The 22000-nt window shown below is 63.7% G+C and carries 19 protein-coding genes; 9 read left to right on the top strand and 10 right to left on the bottom strand.

From position 1 onward, the window contains the following. The first annotated feature begins 23 nt into the window (after window positions 1-23). From NKI99_RS05565 to NKI99_RS05535, 7 genes are all read left to right on the top strand, one after another. On the top strand, window positions 24-1322 hold the full coding sequence (locus NKI99_RS05565) for an ABC transporter substrate-binding protein (protein ID WP_031212361.1): 1299 nt from the start codon (window positions 24-26) through the stop codon (window positions 1320-1322). 70 nt (window positions 1323-1392) lie between these two features. Continuing rightward, window positions 1393-2217, top strand: coding sequence for an ABC transporter ATP-binding protein (locus NKI99_RS05560; RefSeq protein WP_128302559.1), 825 nt, complete (start codon window positions 1393-1395; stop codon window positions 2215-2217). Beyond that, window positions 2214-2942, top strand: coding sequence for an ABC transporter ATP-binding protein (locus tag NKI99_RS05555; RefSeq protein WP_127294286.1), 729 nt, complete (start codon window positions 2214-2216; stop codon window positions 2940-2942). Before NKI99_RS05560 ends, NKI99_RS05555 begins: the two co-directional genes overlap by 4 nt. 4 nt (window positions 2943-2946) lie before the next feature. After that, a complete protein-coding gene (locus NKI99_RS05550) occupies window positions 2947-3834 on the top strand; it encodes a branched-chain amino acid ABC transporter permease (RefSeq protein WP_352440685.1) in 888 nt (295 codons plus the stop codon). Window positions 3835-3860: 26 nt separating this feature from the next. Continuing rightward, entirely contained in the window at window positions 3861-4928 is a 1068-nt protein-coding gene (locus NKI99_RS05545) for a branched-chain amino acid ABC transporter permease (RefSeq protein WP_352440686.1), read from the top strand. 10 nt (window positions 4929-4938) lie between these two features. Beyond that, a complete protein-coding gene (locus tag NKI99_RS05540) occupies window positions 4939-6522 on the top strand; it encodes a GMC family oxidoreductase (protein WP_352610061.1) in 1584 nt (527 codons plus the stop codon). Between the two features lie 10 nt (window positions 6523-6532). Next, the gene (locus NKI99_RS05535; RefSeq protein WP_023809007.1) at window positions 6533-7633 is read left to right on the top strand and encodes a histone deacetylase-like amidohydrolase; all 1101 of its coding nucleotides are present in this window, start codon (window positions 6533-6535) and stop codon (window positions 7631-7633) included. A gap of 522 nt (window positions 7634-8155) precedes the next feature. Here NKI99_RS05535 and guaA read toward each other — a convergent pair. From guaA to NKI99_RS05515, 4 genes are all read right to left on the bottom strand, one after another. Further along, window positions 8156-9718, bottom strand: a complete 1563-nt coding sequence (gene guaA / locus NKI99_RS05530) for a glutamine-hydrolyzing GMP synthase (RefSeq protein ID WP_023809008.1) — start codon at window positions 9716-9718, stop codon at window positions 8156-8158. A 55-nt stretch (window positions 9719-9773) separates the two neighbouring features. Next, a complete protein-coding gene (locus tag NKI99_RS05525) occupies window positions 9774-10442 on the bottom strand; it encodes a 5'-methylthioadenosine/S-adenosylhomocysteine nucleosidase (protein WP_352610060.1) in 669 nt (222 codons plus the stop codon). Between the two features lie 141 nt (window positions 10443-10583). Beyond that, window positions 10584-11042, bottom strand: a complete 459-nt coding sequence (locus NKI99_RS05520) for a PaaI family thioesterase (RefSeq protein ID WP_352610059.1) — start codon at window positions 11040-11042, stop codon at window positions 10584-10586. A 126-nt stretch (window positions 11043-11168) separates the two neighbouring features. Continuing rightward, window positions 11169-12458, bottom strand: coding sequence for an RsmB/NOP family class I SAM-dependent RNA methyltransferase (locus NKI99_RS05515; RefSeq protein ID WP_352610057.1), 1290 nt, complete (start codon window positions 12456-12458; stop codon window positions 11169-11171). Between the two features lie 182 nt (window positions 12459-12640). Here NKI99_RS05515 and NKI99_RS05510 point away from each other — a divergent pair, with 182 nt between their 5' ends. Beyond that, window positions 12641-13318 (top strand): MIP family channel protein, encoded by a 678-nt coding sequence (locus NKI99_RS05510; RefSeq protein WP_013530368.1) that lies wholly within the window; start codon window positions 12641-12643, stop codon window positions 13316-13318. A 72-nt stretch (window positions 13319-13390) separates the two neighbouring features. Here NKI99_RS05510 and NKI99_RS05505 read toward each other — a convergent pair whose 3' ends face one another. After that, window positions 13391-13912 carry a DUF8737 domain-containing protein gene (locus NKI99_RS05505; protein WP_352610055.1) on the bottom strand — a complete coding sequence of 174 codons (522 nt, stop codon included), beginning with the start codon at window positions 13910-13912 and terminating at the stop codon, window positions 13391-13393. Window positions 13913-14013: 101 nt separating this feature from the next. Here NKI99_RS05505 and NKI99_RS05500 point away from each other — a divergent pair, with 101 nt between their 5' ends. Beyond that, complete coding sequence (locus tag NKI99_RS05500) at window positions 14014-14922, top strand: LysR substrate-binding domain-containing protein (protein ID WP_352610053.1); 909 nt, start codon at window positions 14014-14016, stop codon at window positions 14920-14922. 48 nt (window positions 14923-14970) lie between these two features. On the opposite strand, the gene NKI99_RS05495 is transcribed toward NKI99_RS05500, so the two are convergent. The 5 genes from NKI99_RS05495 to hisS form a co-directional block, all read right to left on the bottom strand. Next, a complete protein-coding gene (locus NKI99_RS05495; protein WP_352610052.1) occupies window positions 14971-16074 on the bottom strand; it encodes a calcium:cation antiporter in 1104 nt (367 codons plus the stop codon). Between the two features lie 187 nt (window positions 16075-16261). Continuing rightward, window positions 16262-18034, bottom strand: coding sequence for an AMP-binding protein (locus tag NKI99_RS05490; RefSeq protein ID WP_352610050.1), 1773 nt, complete (start codon window positions 18032-18034; stop codon window positions 16262-16264). 334 nt (window positions 18035-18368) lie between these two features. After that, window positions 18369-19067 (bottom strand): ATP phosphoribosyltransferase, encoded by a 699-nt coding sequence (gene hisG, locus NKI99_RS05485; protein ID WP_352610049.1) that lies wholly within the window; start codon window positions 19065-19067, stop codon window positions 18369-18371. Then, window positions 19064-20185, bottom strand: a complete 1122-nt coding sequence (locus NKI99_RS05480) for an ATP phosphoribosyltransferase regulatory subunit (protein ID WP_352610048.1) — start codon at window positions 20183-20185, stop codon at window positions 19064-19066. Before NKI99_RS05480 ends, hisG begins: the two co-directional genes overlap by 4 nt. A gap of 178 nt (window positions 20186-20363) precedes the next feature. Continuing rightward, window positions 20364-21869 carry a histidine--tRNA ligase gene (gene hisS, locus NKI99_RS05475; RefSeq protein ID WP_352610047.1) on the bottom strand — a complete coding sequence of 502 codons (1506 nt, stop codon included), beginning with the start codon at window positions 21867-21869 and terminating at the stop codon, window positions 20364-20366. Between the last annotated feature and the right edge of the window lie 131 nt (window positions 21870-22000).

Raw genomic sequence — 22000 nt, 5'->3', positions numbered from 1 at the left:
AACGCCAAAAGGGGAACTTTGCCATGATGAACAGACGTGCAATGCTGCAGGGCGTGGTCGGCGCGGGTGCGGCCGGTGCCGCGCTTCTTGCGGATATGAACACTGCGGCGATCGCCCAGGACACCAAGCCCATTCCGGTCGGCTCGGCCCTGCCGATGTCCGGCATCGCCGCCGCCGACGGCATCGAGTTCAAGAACGGTCTCGAACTTGCCGCCGAGGAGATCAATGCGGCGGGCGGCATTCTCGGCCGGCCTGTCGAGATCCACATCGAAGACACCAAGGAAATGGGCGCCGACCTCGTCAGCCAGTCGATGCAGCGCCTGATCGACCGCTTCGAGGCGCCGGTCATCATCAATGGCTACAATCTCGGCACCAACATGATCGAGATGGACGTCGCCGCCGACAACGACGTCATCATGATGCACTACAACACGCTGATTTCGCACAATGAGAAGTTCAAGACCGACCCTGCCCGCTATTACAGCTCCTTCCAGGGCGATCCGCCGGAGTTCTGGTATGGACCGGGCTGCCTGAACTTCCTCAAGACGCTTGCCGCGGACGGCAAATGGAAGGCGCCCAACAAGAAGATCGCCATCATCCCGTCTGCCAACGAATATTCGATCGTCATCGCCAACGCGATCCGCGACAAGGCCGCCGAATACGGCTTCGAGGTTAGTCTGTTCGAGACCGTTCCGTTCCCGACCAACCAGTGGGGACCGACGCTGGCGAAACTCCGCCAGGACCCGCCGGCGGCGATCCTGGTCACGCACTTCCTGCCGCAGGACCTGGCGCAGTTCATGGTCCAATTCCTCGCCGAGCCGATCAACAGCCTGATCTACATGCAGTACGGACCATCGCTGCCGGCTTTCCGCGAGATCGGCGGCGAGGCGGTCAACGGCGTCGTCTATTCGACGGTGATCGGCTGCCTGCCGGACGACTTCTCCAAGCCGTTCCGCGAGAGCTACCGGGCCAAATTCGGTCCGAACTCGGCCTACATCACGGGATCGCAGACCTATGACGGCCTGTGGATGTGGGCGCTTGCCGCGGCAATCGCCGGTGGTCCAGGCGAACCGATGGACAAGGCGCAGACCACCAAGGTGGCCAATGCGATGAAGCGCCTGGTCTATCGCGGGGTCAACGGCACCTACCGGGCCGATCCGGCCGGCCAATCGGCCTTCTGCTATCCGACGCAGGTGGCCGATCCGTCGCTTGGCATGCCGCACCAGTTCCTGCAGCATCAGGATTACAAAACCGATCCGAAGCTGATCGCGCCGGCGCTCTATGCCACGGACAGCTTCATCCTGCCGCCATGGATCAAGTGACCGGACGCGGAAATGAAACCAACGACACCGGCCGGGCCCTTTGCCCGACCGGCTCCATTGGGTGAGAAATATGACTGAGGCCGCCGGTCCGATGCTGGTTTGTGACAGTGTGGTCAAACGGTTCGGCTCGCTGGCCGCCGTCGACGGCGTGTCGATGGTGGTCAATGCGGGCGAGATCGTTGGCATTGGTGGGCCGAACGGCGCCGGCAAGACGACCTTCTTCGACGTGGTGACAGGGATCACGCCGGCCAGTGGCGGCCGGGTGCATTTCGGCGACACCGACATTTCGGCGCTTCCGGCCGACCGCATCTGCCAACTCGGCATCGCCCGCACTTTCCAGCTCAATGCCGCCTTCGACAGCTTGACCGTTCGCGAAAACATCGAGATCGCCGCCTATTTCGGCCGGCAGCGGCGAAGGCTGGCCGGCTTCCGCCTCGGCGAGGATGTCCGGCAGGCAACGATCGAAGCGCTGGACTTCGTCGGGCTTGCGGCCAAGGCCGACGAGACCGTGGCGCGGCTGCCGGTGCTCGACCGCAAGCTGCTGATGATTGCCGGCGCCATCGCCACCCGGCCGAAAATGCTCTTCCTCGACGAGCCGGTGGGCGGGCTCAACGTCGCCGAGATCGACCAGATCATGGCGATGGTGCTGAAACTGCGCGACCAGGGACTGACCATCGTCCTGATCGAGCACGTCATGCGCTTTCTCCTGGCGCTCTCCAGCCGCGTGATCATCATGCACCATGGCAAGGTGATATTTGAAGGCCGGCCGGACAAGGTCGCCGAGGACCAGACCGTTGTCGAAACCTATCTCGGCCAGGGCACGCAGAAACGGCTGAAGAAATTCTTCGATGAGAAAGCTGCCATGACGAATCCGGCGGTGGGGGGAACGCCATGACGGGCGCAGCCGCAAAACCACCTGTCCTGCAACTCGACGGCATCGTCTGCGGCTATGACGGACTCGACGTGCTCAAGGGCATTTCGCTGACCGTTCATGCCGGTGAATTCATCACCGTCGTCGGCCCGAACGGCCATGGCAAGTCGACATTGCTCAAGACCATTTCCGGCCTGGTGCCGCTGCGCGGCGGTCAGATCAGCATCGACGGCCGGCGCCTGTCCGGCAAGCCGCATGAGACGGCGATGCTGGGCGTCGCCCACGTGCCGCAGGGCGATATGCTGTTCGCGCAGATGAGCGTGCTCGAAAACCTTTTGATGGGCGGTTATCTCGCGCCGGACAAGGCCGAGATCGCGCGTCGGTTGGACGAGGTCTACGCGCTTCTGCCGAAGCTTGCCGACCGTCGCAACCAGATCGCCTCGAGCCTATCGGGCGGCGAACGGCGCATGGTCGGCATAGGCCGCGGCCTGATGATGGGCGGGCGCATCCTTTTGATCGACGAGCCGTCGCTTGGCCTCGCGCCACTGATCATCGATCAGGTCTACGACGTCATTTCGCAACTGAGCAAGGCTGGGCGCACGATCCTGCTGGTGGAGGAGAACCCGGCCCGGGTCGAGGACCTCGCCGACCGCCTGCATCTGCTCGACGACGGCGCCATCGTCTGGTCAGGCAAGCCCGCCGAACTGATGGCGCGCGACGAACTCCTCGCAACCTACCTCGGAGGCTGACGCCATGACCGACGTTCTCATGGCCATTCTCGTCGCCGGCTTCACCTCGGGCGCGCTCTATGCGCTGGCGACGGTCGGGCTGTCGCTGGTCTGGGGTTCGATGGGCATGCTCAACATGGCCCATGCGGCGATGCTGACGCTTGGCGGCTACGTCGCCTTCACGGTGATCACCTCGCTCGGCCTGCCGGTCGCGATCGGTTTCGCCGGTGCCATCGTCGCGGGTGCTTTGGCCGGCGCCATCCTCTATTTCGCGATCGTTCGCAATCTCCTGCAGAATGACAAATCGACATTCGAAGCCAACGTCATGATCGCCACGGTCGGCATCGGCATCGCCCTCGAGAATGCCATCCTCCTGACCTATGGCGGGCAGCCGCTGAAGCAGCCGGTTTCGATCGCCGGTGCCTTACGCCTGGGACCGCTGACGCTGCCTTGGCAGAACCTTCTGATCATCGCGGTGGTGGTCGTGATGATGGTGGTCGTCTCGGCGGCGCTCGGCCGCACGCGGATGGGCCGTGCGATCCGGGCGACGGCGCAGAACCGCGACGCGGCGCAGCTCATGGGCGTCGCCGTCAACCGCGTCTACCTGCAGGTGCTGATGCTGTCGGGCGCGCTCGCCGGCATCTGCGGCGTCATGGTCTCGTCGATGACGCAATTGTCGCCGCCACTCGGCAACGACCCGATGCTGAAGGCCTTCATCATGTGCGTGGTCGCCGGTCTCGGCAATCTGCCGGGCGCCATCGCAGCAGCACTTGGGCTGGCGTTGCTCGAATCCTTCGTCCAGTACGCCTTGGGCGCCAGGTGGGGCTTTCCATCGCTGCTGTTCGTCGTCATTGCCGTGCTGATCTGGCGGCCGTCCGGCCTTTTCGGCCACGTCGAAATCCGGCGCATGTGAGGGGCATCATGACAGAGACACGTCCCATGTCCCGTTCCTCCATGTCTCGCTCGGGCAGGACTGATCTTGCCATCAGCCTGATGCTGATCGCGGCGGCGATCGCGCTGCCGTTCCTGGTCGACAGCCGCTACATCCTTGGCCAGATCGTGCTGGCGCTGTTCTATGCGACGATCGCCTCGCAGTGGAACCTCCTGTTCGGCTTCTCGGGCATCTTCTCGCTAGCGCAAATGGCGATCTTTGCGTTCGGCGGCTATGCGACGGCGATGCTCTGCTTCTATTTCGGCTGGAACGTCTGGGCAGCACTTGTGCCTGGCGCGCTGGGCGCCGTGCTGTTCTCGCTGGTCGTCGGCCTCGCCTGCCTTCGCCTGACCGGCGTCTATGTGGCGCTGCTGACGCTGGCGATCGCCCAGACGATGTATCTGCTGATCGTCACCGACACCGAATGTTTCGTCATGGTCGGCTCCGTCTGCCGCCAGTTCACCGGCGGCGCCGTCGGCTTTGCCCGCTTCGGCGACCTCGGCACCAGGGCCTTGCTCCGGGCGCAGTGGCTGGTCGGCAATTACGCCATCATCGCGGTGCTGTTCGCGCTCACCATGGTCTTCACCTACGCGATCGTCAAAAGCCCTATCGGCCTTGCCTTCCGGGCGCTGAAGGACAATCCGGGCTATGCGGTGGCCCGCGGCGTCAACCGCTTCCAGGCGCAGCTTCTGGTGTTCGGCATCTCCGCCTTCTTCACCGGGCTGGCCGGCGGTTTCTATGCCGCGCATTTCCAGGCGATCGGCCCCGGTGTGCTGTCGATGTCGCAACTTATGTTCATCATCGCCATCGTCGTGGTCGGCGGCGTCGGCACGTTCTGGGGACCGCTGGTCGGGACGGTGGTGCTGGTGCTGGCTGACGAATTGATGCGAGAGAGCGGCGAGTTCCGCACGCTCGGGCTCGGCCTGATCATCGCCCTGTCGGTGGTGTTGATGCCCAAGGGGCTGGTCGGCCGTTTTGGTGATCTCATCGACTGGCTCGGGCGCCGTCGCGCCAGCCCCGACAGCAAGCCGGCAGCAAGCAGCATTGTGCAAAGCCCGACCCCGGCCGGAAAGTGAGAGACTGACGATGTTCGATACGATCATAGTGGGCGCCGGCTCGGCCGGCTGCGTGCTGGCAAACCGGCTCAGCGCCGATCCTGCCCGCAAGGTGCTGCTGCTCGAGGCCGGGCGCGAGGCGCCGCTCGCCTCGGACGTGCCGTCGGACTGGCCGACCATGTTCAACACGCAAGTCGACTGGAGCTACTACACCGAGCCGCAGGCCGGCTGCCGCGGCAGGCGGGTGTTCTGGCCGCGCGGCAAGATGATCGGCGGCTCCGGCGCGCTGAACGCCATGATCTATATTCGCGGCCTGCCGTCCGACTATGATGGCTGGGCGGCGATGGGCTGCCCCGGCTGGGCGTGGGCTGACGTGCTGCCGGTGTTCAAGGCCAGTGAAAGCAATGCCGAACTCGGCAACGACCCGCTGCACGGCGCCGACGGGCCGCTGCATATCGGCAATGCCGGACATGTCGATCCCAACGAGCTTGCCTGGATCGAGGCCTGCAAGGCCGCAGGCTACAAGCAGAACCGCGATTTCAACGGCGTCGAGCAGGAAGGTGTCGGCCTGTTCCAGTTCACCATCAAGAATGGCGAACGCTGGGGCACCGGCAAGGCCTATCTGCGCCCGGCGCGGGAACGACCCAACCTGACCGTGAAAACCGGTGTGCTGGCGACGGGCCTGATCGTCGAGAAGGGCCGGGTCAAGGGCATCCGCTATCTCGTCAATGGCGAACCTGAGACCGCTTTCGCCGACAGCGAGGTGGTGCTGTCCTCGGGCTCGATCGGCAGTTGCCAGCTGATGCTGCTTTCGGGCATCGGGCCGGCCGACGAACTCGCCCAGGTCGGCGTTGCTCCCGTGCACGACCTCCCGGGCGTGGGCAAGGATCTGCAGGACCACATCAACATTCCGATCACCTTCTATACCAAGGACAAGATCGGCGTCGGCGCCTGGACCGACGAGACGCTGCAGCGCGACTTCGCGGAATGGCAGACATCGCGCAGCGGTCCGCGTTCCTCACCCTGGGTGGCGGCGGGCGGCTTCGTCAAGAGCCGGCCCGATATCGAGCCGGACCTGCAGCTTTACGGCGCCATCAGCCCGCATCGCGACTATGTTCGGTTCCTTTCGTCCAGGCCCGGCATCACGCTGCACACCACGCTGCAGCGGCCAGACAGCCGCGGCGAGATTCGCCTGCGCTCGGCCAATCCAATCGAATATCCGGCGATCGATCCACGTTACTTCATCAGCGACGAGGATGGCTCGGACATTGCCACGCTGGTCGAAGGCATCCGCATCAGCCGGCGCATCGCGGCGCAGTCGCCGCTTGCCGAAATGCTCGTCGGCGAAATCACGCCGAGCGCCGAATGCGAGAGCGACGCCGAGATCGCCGACTATATACGCGGCCACTGCACGACGCTCTATCACCCGACCAGCACCTGCCGCATGGGTTCAGATGCGATGGCCGTCGTCGATCCCACGTCGATGAAGGTTCATGGGCTGGACGGGCTTTGCATCGCCGATGCCTCGGTCTTTCCGAAAATGGTGTCGGGCAACACCAACGCGCCGACGATCATGATCGCCGAACGCGCCGCGTCAATGATCCTGGCGGGCTAGGAAACAAAACATGACGACAGGCTGGAATTTCCACGAACTCTATCTCTGGCACGAGACCGGCAATGCCGCGCAGTTCTTTCAGCCGAGCCTGACCATCGAGCCCGGCGAGCATGCGGAGAATGCCGACACGAAACGCCGATTCCGCAATCTGATGGAGGTTTCGGGCCTGACCGAGAAACTGTATAAGATCGCCTCCGTCGCGGTGAGCGAGGATGACCTCGCCCTGTTTCACGACCGCGACTACATCAGCCGTATCAAGCTGCTCAGTGATGGGCGCGGCGGCGATGCGAGCTATCTCACCCCCTTCGGCCATGGCAGCTACGAAATCGCCTGTCTGGCCGCCGGCGGCACGGCAGCGGTGATGGATGCGGTGTTGAGCGGCGATGCCGACAATGGCTATGCGCTGGTACGACCGCCCGGCCATCATGCCGAGCGCGGGCAAGGCATGGGCTTTTGCCTGTTCGGCAACGTTCCGGTCGCTATCCTGAAGAACCGGGCCAAACATGGCTTCGAGCGGGTCGCCAGCGTCGACTGGGATGTTCATCACGGCAACGGCACCCAGTCCGCCTTCTATTCGGACCCGTCGGTACTGACCATCTCGATCCATCAGGACGGTCTTTATCCGGATGACAGCGGTCTTCACAAGGAACGCGGCGAGGGCAAGGGCGAAGGCTACAACATCAATGTACCGCTGCCGGCCGGCTGCGGCCACGGCGCTTACATGTCCGTCTTCGAACGCGTCGTGCTACCGGCGCTCAATCGCTACAAGCCTGATCTCATCGTCGTGCCGTCGGGCTTCGACGCCTCGGCGGCCGATCCGCTGGGGCGCATGATGCTGCATAGCGGTAGCTACCGCGACATGACGCGGATGCTGATGCAGGCGGCGGACGACCTCTGCGGCGGGCGCCTGATGATGTCGCATGAGGGCGGCTATTCGGCCTCCTACGTTCCCTATTGCGGCCTGGCGGTGATGGAGCAACTGTCCGGCATCAGGACGCATATCGACGACCCGTTCCTGCCGGTCTTCGAAAGCTATGCCGGCCAACCCTTGCAGCCACATCAGGCGGCCGCTGTTTCCAGGGCGGAGGAACTTTTGGGCGGCATCGCCTAGAATTCTGATTGCGGTCAGCCAATGAGGCGATCTCAAGACACACCGGCGCCCAATCTCACAAATGCGGACTTGCGCTGACGGTAGGACGTGCGGCTGATGCATGTCGCCCAAAAGTGGCCCCGGTTTGGGACAACGACATGCATGAAAACAAAGACTTAAAGCGCGTCGCATGAATCCGTTTCAACGCGACGCGCTTTAAAGTACTGTTCGCGCCGAAACGTCACCGGGAAAGCCATTTATTTCAAATGGTTGACCTACAAAAAGCGTCAGGCCGAGAAACGGGTGACGGTCCTTTCTCGGACGTTGATTCACGTACGAAAAGTACCGTCAAAAGTACCGCCAGATTGATCTGCTGCCCTTCACACGCAACGAAGCCCTCGTTTGCACGGGGCCAGAAAAATCAGTGACTTAGACAGTCGGAGACTTCAGTTGATGATGCAGCATCGATAGTGAATGAGATAAACCGCAAATCGTTGCTTTTTCTGCGAAAAACTACGCCGGAGCAGTCCAGACTACTAACTCCTACTCCCACTCGATTGTTCCCGGCGGCTTCGACGTCACGTCGTAGACGACGCGGTTGATGCCGCGGACTTCGTTGATGATGCGGGTGGCGGCGGCGCCGAGGAAGGCCATGTCGTAGTGGTAGAAATCCGCCGTCATGCCGTCGACCGAGGTGACGGCACGCAGCGCGCAGACGAACTCGTAGGTGCGGCCATCGCCCATCACGCCGACCGTCTGCACCGGCAACAGCACGGCGAAGGCCTGCCAGATGGCGTCGTAGAGGCCGGCCTTGCGGATCTCGTCGAGATAGATGGCGTCGGCCTCGCGCAGGATCTCCAGCTTTTCGCGGGTGATGCCGCCGGGGCAACGGATGGCAAGACCCGGGCCTGGAAACGGGTGCCGGCCGATGAAGCTTTCGGGCAGGCCAAGCTCCTTGCCCAGCGCCCTGACCTCATCCTTGAACAGTTCGCGCAGCGGCTCGACAAGCTGCATGTTCATGCGCGCGGGCAGGCCGCCGACATTGTGGTGCGACTTGATCGTCACTGACGGGCCGCCGGTGAAGGAGACGCTTTCAATGACGTCGGGATAGAGCGTGCCCTGCGCCAGGAATTCGGCGCCGCCGAGTTTCTTGGCCTCTTCCTCGAACACCTCGATGAACAGCCGGCCGATGGTCTTGCGTTTTTTCTCCGGGTCCGACTCGCCCTCGAGGGCGTCGATGAAACGGTCCGACGCGTTCACCAGAATGAGCGGTAAATTGTAGTGTTCGCGGAACATCGCCACCACGCCCGCGGCCTCGTCCTTGCGCATCAGGCCGTGGTCGACAAGGATGCAGGTCAGCTGGTCGCCGACCGCTTCGTGGATCAACAGCGCCGCAACGGAGGAATCGACGCCGCCCGACAGCGCGCAGATGACCTTGCCCTTGCCGACCTGCTTGCGGATCGTCTCGACCGCGTGCTCGCGGTAGGCGCGCATGGTCCAGTCGCCCTCGATGCCGGCGATGTTGTGGACGAAATTCCTGAGCAGCCGGGCGCCGTCGGGCGTATGCACCACCTCGGGATGGAACATGATGCCGTACATCTTGCGCTCGATGTTGCCGAAGATGGCGAAGGGCGAGCCTTCCGACTTGCCGAACACTTCGAAGCCCTTGGGCAAGGAGATGACGCGGTCGCCATGGCTCATCCACACCTGGTGGCGCTGGCCGGGTGCCCACAGGCCCTCGAACAGCGGGCTGTCCTTTTGGATCTCGACGAAGGCGCGGCCGAACTCGCGATGATCGGAGCTTTCGGCAACGCCGCCCATCTGCACGCACATGGCCATCTGGCCGTAACAGATGCCAAGCACCGGCACGCCGGAATCGAAGACGATCTGCGGCGCGCGCGGGCTGCCGATATCGCCGGTCGAAGCCGGACCGCCGGACAGAATGACGGCCTTCGGATTGATGCGCTTGAATGCCGCTTCGGCCGACTGGAATGGCACGATCTCGGAAAACACGCCGGCCTCGCGGATGCGGCGGGCGATGAGCTGGGTGAACTGGCTGCCGAAATCGACAATCAGGACGGTGTCGGGATGATTGGCTGTTTTCATGGCGAGCGTTTAGAGAAAGAAACGAGTCGGCGCAATGGGTTGCGTAGCCCGACTTTCAGGCTGGTCTGGCATCTTCATGGGATGGTTCCGTCCGAAGGGCGCCGTCGCCGATTGCCTGTTCAAGCCGCATGACGGCGTCCGCCAGCTTCTCGTCGATGACTTCAAGATATTCGGTCCAGTCGCCGACATGCCGCAGATCGGCCGCCCCGTCGGAAATGCCGCGCAGACCGATCAGCGGAATGTCGAACAGTTGACAGGCGCGCAGGCAGGCGAAGGTCTCCATGTCGACCATGTCGGCGCTAACAGCATCATAGGCCGCACCGGTGATGATCGCTGCGCCGGTCGACAGGGTCGCCTGCCTGATCTCCGGTATCTTGAAGGGCAATGGCACGGTTACCGGCAGGTCGAGGAAGGGTGTCGCACCCTTTTCGAAGCCGAGCGGCGAAGCGTCGATGTCACGGTAGCTGACCGAAACCGCCTGGTAGATCTCCGTCTGCTCCAGCGTCCGACTGCCGGCTGAGCCGAGCGAAACAACGAGATCCGGCAGTGCCTTTTGCGATTTCAGCCAGGAGAGTTCCGCACCCAGCCTGACGCCGGCCTCGACGGGACCGACACCGGTCATCAACGGCGTGAACAACTGCTTGAGGTGCGGGCCGTATTCGGCCTGCGCCGCCATGACGAAGAGGACGTCCTTGCCCGACAGGCGCGACACTTTACCGGTCATGATGATTTGCTCCTCTCCGCCGGATCATCTGCTTATCTGCACCGCCGCTCGCCGGGACCCGCTGCCTCCGGCAGCTCCCGGCGTTCGTGGCCTTCCATCGTGCCACCGGCACGATGGATTCGCCTGCGGCGAACCGGCCACTCACCCTTCTATGCCATCACGCCCGACCACGGTCATCATGGTGCCGGTCATGGTGGCGATCAGCTTGGCCTCGCCGTCGGCGGCGAAGGCGTAGGCTTGGCCGTCGGCGACGATGATGGTGCGGCCCGGCTTGGTCACCGAGCCGCGAAACAGGAAGCGCTCGCCCCTGCCCGGCGCCAGGAGGTTGACCTTGAACTCGATGGTCAGCACGCCGGAATTTTCCGGCATCAGCGAAAAGGCGGCATAGCCGCAGGCCGAGTCCAGCGCCGTCGAAATGACGCCGGCATGGAGGAAGCCGTGCTGCTGGGTGAGTGCCACCGAATAGGGCATCTCGATCTCGATGATGCCGGGCGTCACCAGCGTCAGTTCGGCGCCGATCGTGGCCATCGCCTTCTGGCGCGCGAAGGAGGTCCTGACGCGATCCTCATAGTCCGGGGCGGGTACGATCTTTGCTGCCATTGCCGCTGCCTTCCTCTACGCGGATAAGCTTATTGCAGAGGCATGGACGGCAGGCAAATGCTTTTGCTGCACTGCACAATCGACCTGGCCTGCCGGCCGGCGCCGCGCATCCGTCAGGAATTGGATTCAGGCCGATCTGCGTAACGCACAGAGATAAAACCCATCGGTGCCGCTGAGCGCCGGCGACAGCGAGATGTCGCCTTTGGCGCCGATGCGTGCGGCTGCCTCATGGCCGGGAAAACGGCTGTCCCAGAGCCGGCGGTGGTCGACGGGAACATAACCGCTGTTACGGTCCCGAAAGGCCGCGATCTGCTCACCGTTTTCCTCATCGAACACCGAGCAGGTGATGTAGACCAGCAGGCCGCCCGGTTTGACATAGGCTTTGGCCGCATCGAGGATCGCCGACTGCTCGCCCTTGCGGGCATCGAGCTGTCTCTGCGTCAGCCGCCATTTGGCGTCGGGACGGCGGCGCCAGGTGCCGCTGCCGGTGCATGGGGCGTCGACCAGCACGATGTCCATGTGGTTGCCGAGCGGCGCGAGTTCTGTGGGTTTGGTGACCACCTGCACATTGCGGTTTTCCGAACGACGGATGCGGTCGAAGATCGGTGCCAGCCGTGCTTTCTCCGCATCATGGGCAAAGATCTGGCCACGATTTTCCATCGAAGCCGACAGTGCCAGCGTCTTGCCGCCGGCGCCGGCGCAGAAATCCAGCACCTGCATGCCGGCTTCGGCCCCGGCAAGGGCGGCCGCGATCTGCGAGCCTTCGTCCTGGACCTCGAACCAGCCCTTCTGGAAAGCCGGCTCGGCCTGCACGTTCGGGTGCCGGCCGTCGCCGTCGATCGGCGGGATGCGGATGCCGTGTGGCGCGATTGCCGAGGGTTTCGCGCCAGTTCCCGTCAGTTCGGCCAGCACCTTGTCGCGGTTGGCCTGCAAGGTGTTGACCCTGAGGTCGAGCGGCGGGCGCGTTGCCAGCGCCGCGCCCTCGTCGGCCCAGGTCGAGCCAAAGGCTCGCTCGAAAAGCGGCGCGCACCAGTCGGGAACATCCGCCCGCACCGCGTCCGGCGCGTCGGCGAGCCGATGGTCGGCGATGGCCTGAAGCTCGGCGGCGGTCAGCAGCGGCGGTGCGAACTTGTCGCCATCAAGCGCCTCGTTGAGCGATTGTGCCGTCTGGCCCCATTCGAGCAGCAGCGCGCCGAAGCCGATGGCGCGCGGCGTGTCCTGCCCCAGCAGCCAGCCGGCGGAACGCTTGTGGCGCAAGGCGTCATAGACGATGTTGCCGATCGCCGCACGGTCGCCGCCGCCGGCGAAGCGATGCGACAGGCCCCAATCCTTCAGCGCGTCCGCCACCGGCCGGTGGCGCCGGCCGATGTCTTCCAGCACTTCGATGGCCGCAGCCAGCCGTCCGCCCAATCGCATGGTCTTGTTCCGTCACGCAGAAAATTATTCCGGCCCTGCTCTAGAGCGCGCAACCGGCGCGCACAAGCAGGTCGGCCTGCACAACCGCTCTGCTTTCCAACTTTTCTGGTTGCGAATACTCTTCCGGTTGTGATTCGCGGAGCGCAAAAGGCGGACCGGCGGATTGACACGAGGAGAGGGCAATGAAGACTTATCTGGCGGAAGTTCTAGGCACATTTCTATTGGTGTTCATCGGTACGGCTTCTGTGGTGACGGGCGGCTTCGGCGGCGCGCTGCCTCTCGGCCAGGAAGGCATCGGTCTGGCGTTCGGCATCGGCCTCATCGCGGCGGCCTATGCGATCGGCCCGATTTCGGGCGCGCATCTCAACCCGGCGGTGACGCTCGGTGTCTTTCTGGCGGGCCGGCTGCCGGCCAAGGACGTCATCCCCTACTGGATCGCGCAGGTCATCGGCGGCGTCCTTGCTTCGCTGGCGTTGTGGATCATCGTTTCCGGCCAGGTTGGCGGACACACGACCGGCTTCGGCGCCAATGGCTGGGATGTGACGAAATGGGGCGTCAGCTCGGCATTTCTGTGGGAAGTGATCGGCACCTTCACCTTCGTCACCGTGATCCTTGGCGTCACGGCTGAAAAGCACTCGACCGCGTTCGCCGGACTGGTCATCGGCCTGACGCTGGCAGGATTGCACTTCGCCATCATCCCGGTGACCGGAACGTCGCTCAACCCGGCCCGCTCGATCGGCCCGGCGCTGTTTTCGGGAACTGCCGCAATCGGCCAGCTCTGGCTGTTCATCGTTGCACCGCTGATCGGCGGCGCCATCGCCGGCGTGGTTGCGAAGGCGCGCATCTTCGAGAAGGACTGAGCTTCGAAAGCCTGGACAGAACAAAGGCGCGGGCCAAATCCGCGCCTTTTTCTTTGGGGGATACTCTTGCCGTCAAAGCACAGCCGGGGCGGTCGTCGTTAGGATCCGGACCTTCGGAGGGCGTAGCAGAAAATAGAATGCGGCGATGTGCGTGATCATCAGCAGCGGCACATAGATGATCGGGATCGCGTAGGCGGCGCCCAGTTGCTCCGCATGTGCAGGGAGGCCGACCTGGATGGCGTGGTAATAATCGACGACGAGCTCGACCGTCCCGACGATGTTGAAGGCGACGATCAACGGCCAGAAGAGCCGGGGTAGCCTCACCGTGAGCAGCGCCAGCATGGCCAGTACCCCTGTTGCGAAGTCGCCGTAGGCGGCGAACACGGCGAAACCGGCCGGCAGATCGGGGCTTACGACGCCCGGCAGGATGAAGACGAGCCCGAAGAAACGGAAGCTGTGCAGGGTGGCGATGGCACGTTGCGCCGCGACCCGGTCCAGCGAGCTCAGCCATGGGAGGCCGTATGCGCCGAAGCAGAGCAGCCACGCGACGTAGCCTAGAACGAGATGGGTCTGGAACACCATTTCCGTGGACATTTGGCCTCCTGTCAGCAGCCGGTTCACGCGGCCCCAGCTTCAGTCGGTTACCTCTAAGCCTGCTTCCATAATTCGACTACCCGGTGTAATCACAACAAACTATGAAGCAGAACTACACAGTCCGGCACGGTGCGCTGGACGGGGTCGAGACCTTCCTGGCGGTTGCCAGGCGCCGCAACTTTCGCCGTGCCGCCGCCGATCTCGGCGTGACGCCGTCCGCCGTGAGCCAGGCGGTGCGCACGCTGGAAGCCCGCACGGGTGCGGCGCTGTTCGTGCGCACGACGCGAAGCGTCGGTTTGACAGAGGCTGGCCAGCGGTTCCTCGATCGTGCCGGACCTGCCTTCGAGGAGCTCGTCGCGGCAGGCGAGGCCGCGCGCGATGTCGGCCAACGGCCAACCGGGCTGCTGCGCCTGTCTGTGCCCCGCGCCGTCGTGCCGTTGATCCTGGAGCCGATGATCGCGTCGTTCTGCCGAACCTATCCGGAGATCGAGCTGGAGATCGCCGCGAGTGACGAGATGGTCGATCTTGCGACCGGCGGGTTCGATGCCGGCATCCGCCTCGGCCAGTTCATCGCGCCCGACATGGTCGCGGTGCGGCTGACGCCGTCGTTCCCGTTCGTGGTCGTCGGCAGTCCGGACTATCTCGAGCGCCATGGCTACCCCGAGCACGTCGACGACTTGTGCCGCCACGCCTGCCTGCGCTTGCGCCGTTCGAACGGCGCCATCGCGCCCTGGTCTTTCGTCGACGGCAACGGGGAGATCGAGGCGATGGTCTCAGGCCCGCTGATCGCGCACGACTATCCGACGCTGCTCGGGGCCGCGATGCAGGGCATTGGGCTGGCGCAGATCCCCCGACCCGTCGCCGAAGGTCCGATAGGCCAGGGAAAACTCGAGCCGGTCCTAGACACCATCGCCGCCACGACGCCGGGCGTCTTCCTCTACCATCCCGGCAAGCGCCAGATCCTGCCGAAGCTGCGCGCCTTCATCGACCACCTCAAATCCACGGCGTGAGGTAACGAAGGATACCGCCCCCTTGGCGCTTCGCTTGCACCAAAGCTCTCATGGTATAAATATCAGAAATACATAAGTAAAAAATACTACAAGATGGACCATTCCGGTCAAGAACGTCGTTCTTTCAGTGCTGAAGCTTACATTGCATATGAAAAGCGCCAAGACCAAAAGGACCGCATCAGCAGCCGGCAGCCCCAGGGTTAACCCTCTTCCCGTCAGCAGGCTGGCGGCTGCGACCGCCGGTATTGTCAAACCAATCGTGGCACAAGCGGAACCCATCGCGACATTCAAACCGCGTTGCAGCTCATTGTTGAGTGAAGCGCGAACCGCCGAAATGGCCTCCGGCATCAAAACCAGCCCGGCGATCAATGCCCCCACAATGCTGTCAGCCTGTGTCACCTGATAGGCAACGAGCGTATTTTCAACACTTGCGGCGACCTGCTCGGCGAGCATGACAATGCCAATCAGCCCGATCAAAAGCAGCAATGCGCCGGCAAAGACGCTTTCGTGAGGGGCAGTCCGCAGCGCAACGCCGTGGGCCTGCCCTTCGACAAAGTCTTCTCGGTGGCGGACAGTCTGCGCGAACACAAAACTTGCATAAAGCAGCACCGAAAGCACGCTCACAAAGCCAAGTTGAGCTGCCGAAAATGTGCCCGGCCCCGTAGCTTGTGTGTAGGTCGGCAGAATAAGCGTCATGATGGTCAGCGCGATCAGAACCGCCAAATATGCGCTGGTCCCTTGTCGAACAATTGCCTGCTTGCGATGACGCCAGCCGCCGAGCGCAAGACACGTGCCGACGACGCCGGTAGATGCAATCATCACCGTTGAGAAGACGGACTCACGTGCAAGCGTAGGGTTGTTCTCTCCATGCAGCATCATGGAAACGATGATCGACACCTCGATTGCCGTCACGGCAAAAGTCAGCACCAATGTGCCATAGGGCTCTCCTACACGCCGGGCCACCGCCTCGGCGTGGTCGAGCACCACGAAAATGGTGGTGAACATAATCGCACTCGAAAGCGCTCCGACGAGTATCCTGGCGCTCAGCGAACCTTCGTCCGCCGACAGCCCGCCTGCCCTGACTGCAACAGCCATCACCAAGGCGGCCAAGGGCATCGCATAAGAAACCACCGATCGTTTGAAACCACCCATTCAAGCCCCTATGCGCTTCTGCGAACCTTGCGGAAAACCCATGCGGAGTGTGGAGCGCCTTGGAAAACATCCGGCAGGCCCGACGGCCGGCGTTCGCCCCCTCACAAACAACGCGCTCCAAATGATGCAGCAGGATCGCGACCTGACCGCACCCAGCGCGCCGGACAAACCGAAGCGCCGCCTTCGCTCACGCCGTCTTCTGCGCCACCAGCCCCAGTTCCTCCACCATCGCCTCGCGCATCAAGAACTTCTGCGGCTTGCCGGTCACCGTCATCGGCAATTCGGTGCGGAAGCGTATGTGGCGGGGGATCTTGTAATGGGCGATCTGGCCGGCGCAGAAGTTCTTGACCTCCTGCTCGGTGGCGATCTGGCCGGGCTTGAGCACGATCCAGGCGCACAGCTCCTCGCCATATTTGGCGTCGGGAATGCCGAACACCTGCACCTCCTTGACCTTGGGGTGTCGGTAGAGGAATTCCTCGACCTCCCTGGGATAGACGTTCTCGCCGCCGCGGATGACCATGTCCTTGACCCGGCCGACGATGTTGCAATAGCCTTCGGCGTCGATGGTGGCGAGGTCGCCGGTGTGCATCCAGCCGTCGCTGTCGATCGCCTCGCGGGTCTTCTCCTCGTCGTCCCAGTAGCCCTTCATCACCGAATAGCCGCGCGTGCAAAGCTCGCCCGGCGCGCCGACGGCGACGGTGGCGCCATCGGCATCGACCGCCTTGACCTCGACATGAGGGTGGATACGCCCGACGGTCGAGACGCGCTTTTCCAAGGGATCGTCGACGCCGCTCTGGAACGAGACCGGGCTGGTCTCGGTCATGCCGTAGGCGATGGTCACCTCTTCCATATGCATCAGCGACACCACCTTCTTCATCACCTCGATCGGGCATGGCGAGCCGGCCATGATGCCGGTGCGCAGGCTGGAGAGATCGAAGGCGGAAAAATCCGGATGATCCAGCAGGGCGACGAACATGGTCGGCACGCCATAAAGCCCGGTGCAGCGTTCCTGAGCCACCGCCTTCAGTGTGGCGCCGGCGTCGAACCCTTCTCCCGGGAAAACCATGGTCGCGCCTTTCGAGACGCAACCCATCGTGCCCATCGACATGCCGAAGCAGTGATAGAGCGGCACCGGAATGCACAGCCGGTCGTCGGCGGTCAGCTTGATCGCCGAAGTGACGAAATTGCCGTTGTTGACGATGTTGCTGTGGGTCAGCGTCGCGCCCTTGGGGGCTCCCGTGGTGCCTGAGGTGAACTGGATGTTGATGGCCTCGCCCGGCTTCAGCTTCTCCGAGATGCGGTCGAGGCTGTCATGCTCGTCACGCCCGGCCATGGCCAGCACGTCGCCGAAATTGAACATGCCGGGCGAATTCTCGTCGCCCATGCGGATGACGATCTTCAGCGCCGGCAGTTTCTGTGCCTTGAGCTTGCCCGGTGTGGCCTTGGCGATCTCGGGTGCCAGCGTCTCGATCATGCCGAGATAGTCTGACGTCTTGAACTTGGCAGCGGTGACCAGCGCCTTGCAGCCGACCTTGTTCAGCGCATAGTCGAGCTCGGTCAACCGATAGGCGGGGTTGATGTTGACCAGGATCAGGCCGATGCGGGCGGTGGCGAACTGCGTCACCAGCCATTCCCAGCGGTTGGGCGACCAGATGCCGACGCGATCGCCCTTTGCCAACCCCAGTGCCAGGAAGCCTGCGGCCAGCGCGTCCACCGTGTCCGACAGTTCGCTCCAGGTGAAGCGCTTGTCCTGGTCGACGAAAACGGCGGCGTCGAGCGTGCCGTATTTGCTGACGGTGTCGGAAAACAGCGCGGGGATGGTCTTGTCGAGCAGCGGCACGCTGCGTTCACCAGAGACATGCGCTCTGTTGTCGACGGGTGCGACGAAGACACCGCCAGCACGCGCGCCGCGTCCGCGCAAATTGCTGGCATTCTTCAGCTCGTCGAGATTGACCGGCATCGCTCTCTCCTCCCGGGACTGGCCGAGCCTATCAGCCCGAGGGGGTGGTGAAAATCCCGCCGATGGTCGAGGCCGGGCAACGATACGGCCCACGACGCTTCGGGGCCTTCGTTGGTTGACGAACATCAAAACGCAAAAACCCGCCTGGGCGGCGGGTCACTGGCGCAAATCAGCACCATAGGCAAAAATGTACCATAGCTGACTGCATCGATCAAGGAAATAATTCCTATACAGGAAAAACCCCGGCGCAAAGTTACCGACACCGCAGGACGGCCCGCCGTAAGGTTTTGAAGCTGGGTTCGGAGCCCTGAGGGCAGCGGGCGAAGGCCCGCCGCTATCCGGCCGCAGCCGCCATCTTCGCGGCAATGTCGCGCAAGAGCGCCTCATCCGCCGCCGCCCGTGTCTTCTTCGACGCTACCAGACAGGCCTGCGAGCGCAGGACGAGGCCATCGCCCAGCACCTTGAGATGATTGGCGCGCAGCGTCGAGCCGGTGGTTGTGATGTCGACGATGACATCGGCCAGACCGGCCGCCGGCGCGCCTTCGGTAGCCCCTAGGCTCTCGACGATGCGATAAACCTGGATGCCGTGCTTCTGCGAGAAGAATTGCTGCGTCAGCCGCCAGTATTTGGTGGCGATGCGCAGCCGCCGGCCATGGCGCTGGCGAAAATCGGCGGCGACGTCGTCGAGATCGGCCATGGTGTCGACATCGAGCCATATGTCGGGCACGGCAACCACGACATCGGCATTGCCGAAGCCGAGACGGGCGACAATTTCGGCGCGGGTCTCCCAGTCGGCGAGGTTTTCACGCACCAGGTCCTCGCCGGTGATGCCGAGATCGACGGCGCCCTGGCCGATCTCGCCTGATATCTCGGAAGCCGACAGGAACACCACTTCGACATCATCCAGACCCTCGACGCGGGCGTGGTATTTGCGCTCGTCACCGGGCAGGCTGACGGCGAGGCCGGCTTTGGCCAGTATTTGCAGCGCCTGCTCTTTCAGGCGGCCTTTCGACGGGATCGCCAGCGTGATCATGGCGCCGTCTCCCGCAATGCCTCGATGCGATCGAGCCAGACCGAAAAGCCTACGCCGGGGATAGGCGTCTTCGCGCCAAGCAGGGTCAGCAGCCGGTCATAGCGGCCGCCGCCGACCAGCGGCCGGTCGCCATTGTCGGCCGCGATTTCGAAAACCAGGCCGGTGTAGTAATCGAGCGGGCGGCCGAAGGCGGCGTCGTAGCGGACTTTATCGGCCGGCAAGCCATGCGCTTCGATCGCCTTGGCGCGGGCAGCGAACTTTTCCAGCGCGACATCGAGCGACAGACCGGCCCCGGTGGCGAAGGTCTCCAGTGCCTGGGCCGCGCCATCAAGCGGAACGTCGATCGCCAGAAAATCCTTCAGCGCGGAAAAGACCTCGCTCGACAACCGAACGCTGCGCAATTCGGCTTTCTCGATCAGCCGCCGGGCAATGTCGGACGGCGCGCGTCCGGCGGACGCCGACAGGCCCGCCTCTTCCATGCCGCTGGCGATGTGAGCGGAAAGACCGTCCAGATCACCGTCTAGCACAAGGGCCGCGACCGGCCCGGAGAGCTGGCCGTTGCGCGGCGGGTTGGCGAGATCGGCGAGAGCCGCCTCAAGCATCGGCGCCGAGCCGAACGCACGGGCAAGGCGCATGCGCCAGCCGCGCGGCAGGCCAAGGGCAGCCAGAACCGCCTCGAAAATGGTCTGGTCGCCGAGCGTGATGGCCAGCGCCTGACCAGGCAGCACCAGCGACAGCAGCGCATGCGCATCCGCCACCGAGCGGGCATCGGCTCCAGCGGTATCGCGGTCGCCGAGATCCTCGATGCCGGCCTGGAAGAACTCGTTGCCGCCTTCGCGGCGTTGGCGAAACACCTCGCCCAGATAGGAATAACGGCGCGGCGTGCCGGCCTGCGAACTTATGTGGTCGAGGCAGACCGGAATGGTGAATTCCGGCCGCAGGCAGAGCGTCTGCCCGGTTTCGCTTTCGGTCAGGAAAATCCGGCGGCGCAGATCCTCACCGGCCATGTCGAGGAAGGGGTCCGCCGGTTGCAATATGGCGACCTCGACCGCGTGCGTGTTGCGGGTGGCGAAGAGGTTGGTGATGTCGGTTGATATTGCGGGGTAGCGGGAGGTCATCGATCGGATGGGCGCGAGGCACCCCCCTCTGGCCTGCCGGCCATCTCCCCCGCAAGGAGGGAGATCGGCAGCTTGAGGCTCAGCGCCTCTTCTTCAACGCTGGAGATTGGCGAAAGCCCACGTGACATCCAATCTCCCCCCTTGCGGGGGAGATGGCCGGCAGGCCAGAGGGGGGTATTCAAGCGCCACCTTTCGCGCGATCAGCGGCCTGCGCCGCCAATATCTTCTTCACCTCACCAACCAGCTCGCTTTCCGCCACCGTCACCTGCGCCGGGCGGGCGGCGCGCCATTCGGCGTTGTCTGTGATCTCGGCCGACATGCGCGCGCCTTCGATCAGATCCTTGATCTGCAGCTCGCCCTTGGCGCGCTCGTCGCCACCCTGGATGATGGCGACCGGGCAGCCGCGGCGGTCGGCATATTTGAGCTGCGCCTTCATGCCGGCGCCGCCGAGATACATTTCGGAACGGATGCCAGCGGCACGCAGCTCCGCCACCATCTTCTGGTAGCGGCCGAGGCTGTCGGTGTCCTTGTCCATCACCAGCACGACGACAGGTGCGATCACATCCGAGGCGTCGAGCTTGCCGAGGTTCTTCAGCGCGGTCATCAACCTGGAGACGCCGATGGAAAAGCCGGTCGCCGGCACAGGCTCGCCGCGAAAGCGCGAGACCAGACCATCATAGCGACCGCCGCCACCGACCGAGCCGAAGCGCACGATCTGGCCGTCCTCGTTGGGGATTTCGGCCAGCAGCTCGGCCTCAAAAACGGGGCCGGTATAGTATTCGAGGCCGCGCACGACCGAGCGGTCCATGGCAATGCGGTCCTCGCCATATCCTGCCGCCCTGACCAGCGCTTCAATCGTGGCGAGTTCGCCGACGCCTTCCTGGTAGATGGCATTCGAACTGACCATGGAATCCTGGCCGGTCTGTATAGTCCTCGCAGTCGCGAGAAGAACCGCCTCGGCTTGCCCGTTGTTCAATCCGGCGCCCTTGGCGAAGTCGCCTTCGCCCTCCTTGCCGCCGTCCCAGCGGCCCGGGCCAAGCAAAAGCTTCACGCCTTCCGGCCCGAGCTTGTCGAGCTTGTCGATCGCGCGCAGCACCGTCAGCCTTCGTCCGGCATTCTCCTCGCCGCCAAGGCCGATCGCCTCCAGCACGCCATCCAGAACCTTGCGGTTGTTGACGCGAATGACGTAGTCGCCGCGCCTGATGCCGAGCGCTTCCATGACGTCGGCCATCATCATCGCCATTTCGGCGTCGGCGGCCACGCCAGGCGTGCCGATCGTGTCGGCGTCGAACTGCATGAACTGGCGGAAGCGGCCCGGACCCGGCTTCTCGTTGCGGAACACCCAGCCGGAGCGATAGCTGCGGTAAGGCTTGGGCAGCCGCTCGTAATTCTCGGCGACGAAACGGGCCGTCGGCGCGGTCAGGTCGTAGCGCAGCGACAGCCACTGGTCGTCGTCATCCTGGAAGGAGAACACGCCTTCGTTCGGCCGGTCCTGGTCGGGCAGGAATTTTCCGAGCGCGTCGGTGTATTCGATCAGCGGCTGGTCTGCCGGTTCGAAGCCGTAAAGCTCATAGACCGAGCGGATCGTCGCCATCATCTTCTCGACGGCGCGGATGTCCTCGGCGCTGCGGTCGGCAAAACCGCGCGGCAGTCGCGCTTTCGTCTTTTCCGATTTGTCGGCCATGAGTGAGCATCCGGTGTTTCGTGGCGTTGCGGGATAGGAAATTTCCTATTCGGCAGCGCGCGTTTCCTAACTGATGCAGCCGGGAGCGGCAAGGGTCGGCACCCAGCACCACGCTCGAACCTCCGTGAAAC

The organism is Mesorhizobium sp. M0239 (assembly GCF_040321815.1).
GTDB lineage: Bacteria > Pseudomonadota > Alphaproteobacteria > Rhizobiales > Rhizobiaceae > Mesorhizobium.
Note: the sequence above shows the minus strand (reverse complement) of the source record. Positions and strands in the feature narration are given on the sequence as shown.

Bases quoted from the DNA above. Each gene is read 5' to 3' on its own strand.
- NKI99_RS05505 (WP_352610055.1), bottom strand. From the start codon at position 13,912: ATGTCCACGGAAATGGTGTTCCAGACCCATCTCGTTCTAGGCTACGTC.
- NKI99_RS05500 (WP_352610053.1), top strand. From the start codon at position 14,014: ATGAAGCAGAACTACACAGTCCGGCACGGTGCGCTGGACGGGGTCGAG.
- NKI99_RS05565 (WP_031212361.1), top strand. From the start codon at position 24: ATGATGAACAGACGTGCAATGCTGCAGGGCGTGGTCGGCGCGGGTGCG.
- hisS (WP_352610047.1), bottom strand. From the start codon at position 21,869: ATGGCCGACAAATCGGAAAAGACGAAAGCGCGACTGCCGCGCGGTTTT.
- NKI99_RS05550 (WP_352440685.1), top strand. From the start codon at position 2,947: ATGACCGACGTTCTCATGGCCATTCTCGTCGCCGGCTTCACCTCGGGC.
- NKI99_RS05535 (WP_023809007.1), top strand. From the start codon at position 6,533: ATGACGACAGGCTGGAATTTCCACGAACTCTATCTCTGGCACGAGACC.
- NKI99_RS05540 (WP_352610061.1), top strand. From the start codon at position 4,939: ATGTTCGATACGATCATAGTGGGCGCCGGCTCGGCCGGCTGCGTGCTG.
- NKI99_RS05560 (WP_128302559.1), top strand. From the start codon at position 1,393: ATGACTGAGGCCGCCGGTCCGATGCTGGTTTGTGACAGTGTGGTCAAA.
- NKI99_RS05490 (WP_352610050.1), bottom strand. From the start codon at position 18,034: ATGCCGGTCAATCTCGACGAGCTGAAGAATGCCAGCAATTTGCGCGGA.
- NKI99_RS05515 (WP_352610057.1), bottom strand. From the start codon at position 12,458: ATGCGATTGGGCGGACGGCTGGCTGCGGCCATCGAAGTGCTGGAAGAC.
- NKI99_RS05510 (WP_013530368.1), top strand. From the start codon at position 12,641: ATGAAGACTTATCTGGCGGAAGTTCTAGGCACATTTCTATTGGTGTTC.
- NKI99_RS05525 (WP_352610060.1), bottom strand. From the start codon at position 10,442: ATGACCGGTAAAGTGTCGCGCCTGTCGGGCAAGGACGTCCTCTTCGTC.
- NKI99_RS05480 (WP_352610048.1), bottom strand. From the start codon at position 20,185: ATGACCTCCCGCTACCCCGCAATATCAACCGACATCACCAACCTCTTC.
- NKI99_RS05545 (WP_352440686.1), top strand. From the start codon at position 3,861: ATGTCCCGTTCCTCCATGTCTCGCTCGGGCAGGACTGATCTTGCCATC.
- NKI99_RS05495 (WP_352610052.1), bottom strand. From the start codon at position 16,074: ATGGGTGGTTTCAAACGATCGGTGGTTTCTTATGCGATGCCCTTGGCC.
- NKI99_RS05555 (WP_127294286.1), top strand. From the start codon at position 2,214: ATGACGGGCGCAGCCGCAAAACCACCTGTCCTGCAACTCGACGGCATC.
- hisG (WP_352610049.1), bottom strand. From the start codon at position 19,067: ATGATCACGCTGGCGATCCCGTCGAAAGGCCGCCTGAAAGAGCAGGCG.
- NKI99_RS05520 (WP_352610059.1), bottom strand. From the start codon at position 11,042: ATGGCAGCAAAGATCGTACCCGCCCCGGACTATGAGGATCGCGTCAGG.
- guaA (WP_023809008.1), bottom strand. From the start codon at position 9,718: ATGAAAACAGCCAATCATCCCGACACCGTCCTGATTGTCGATTTCGGC.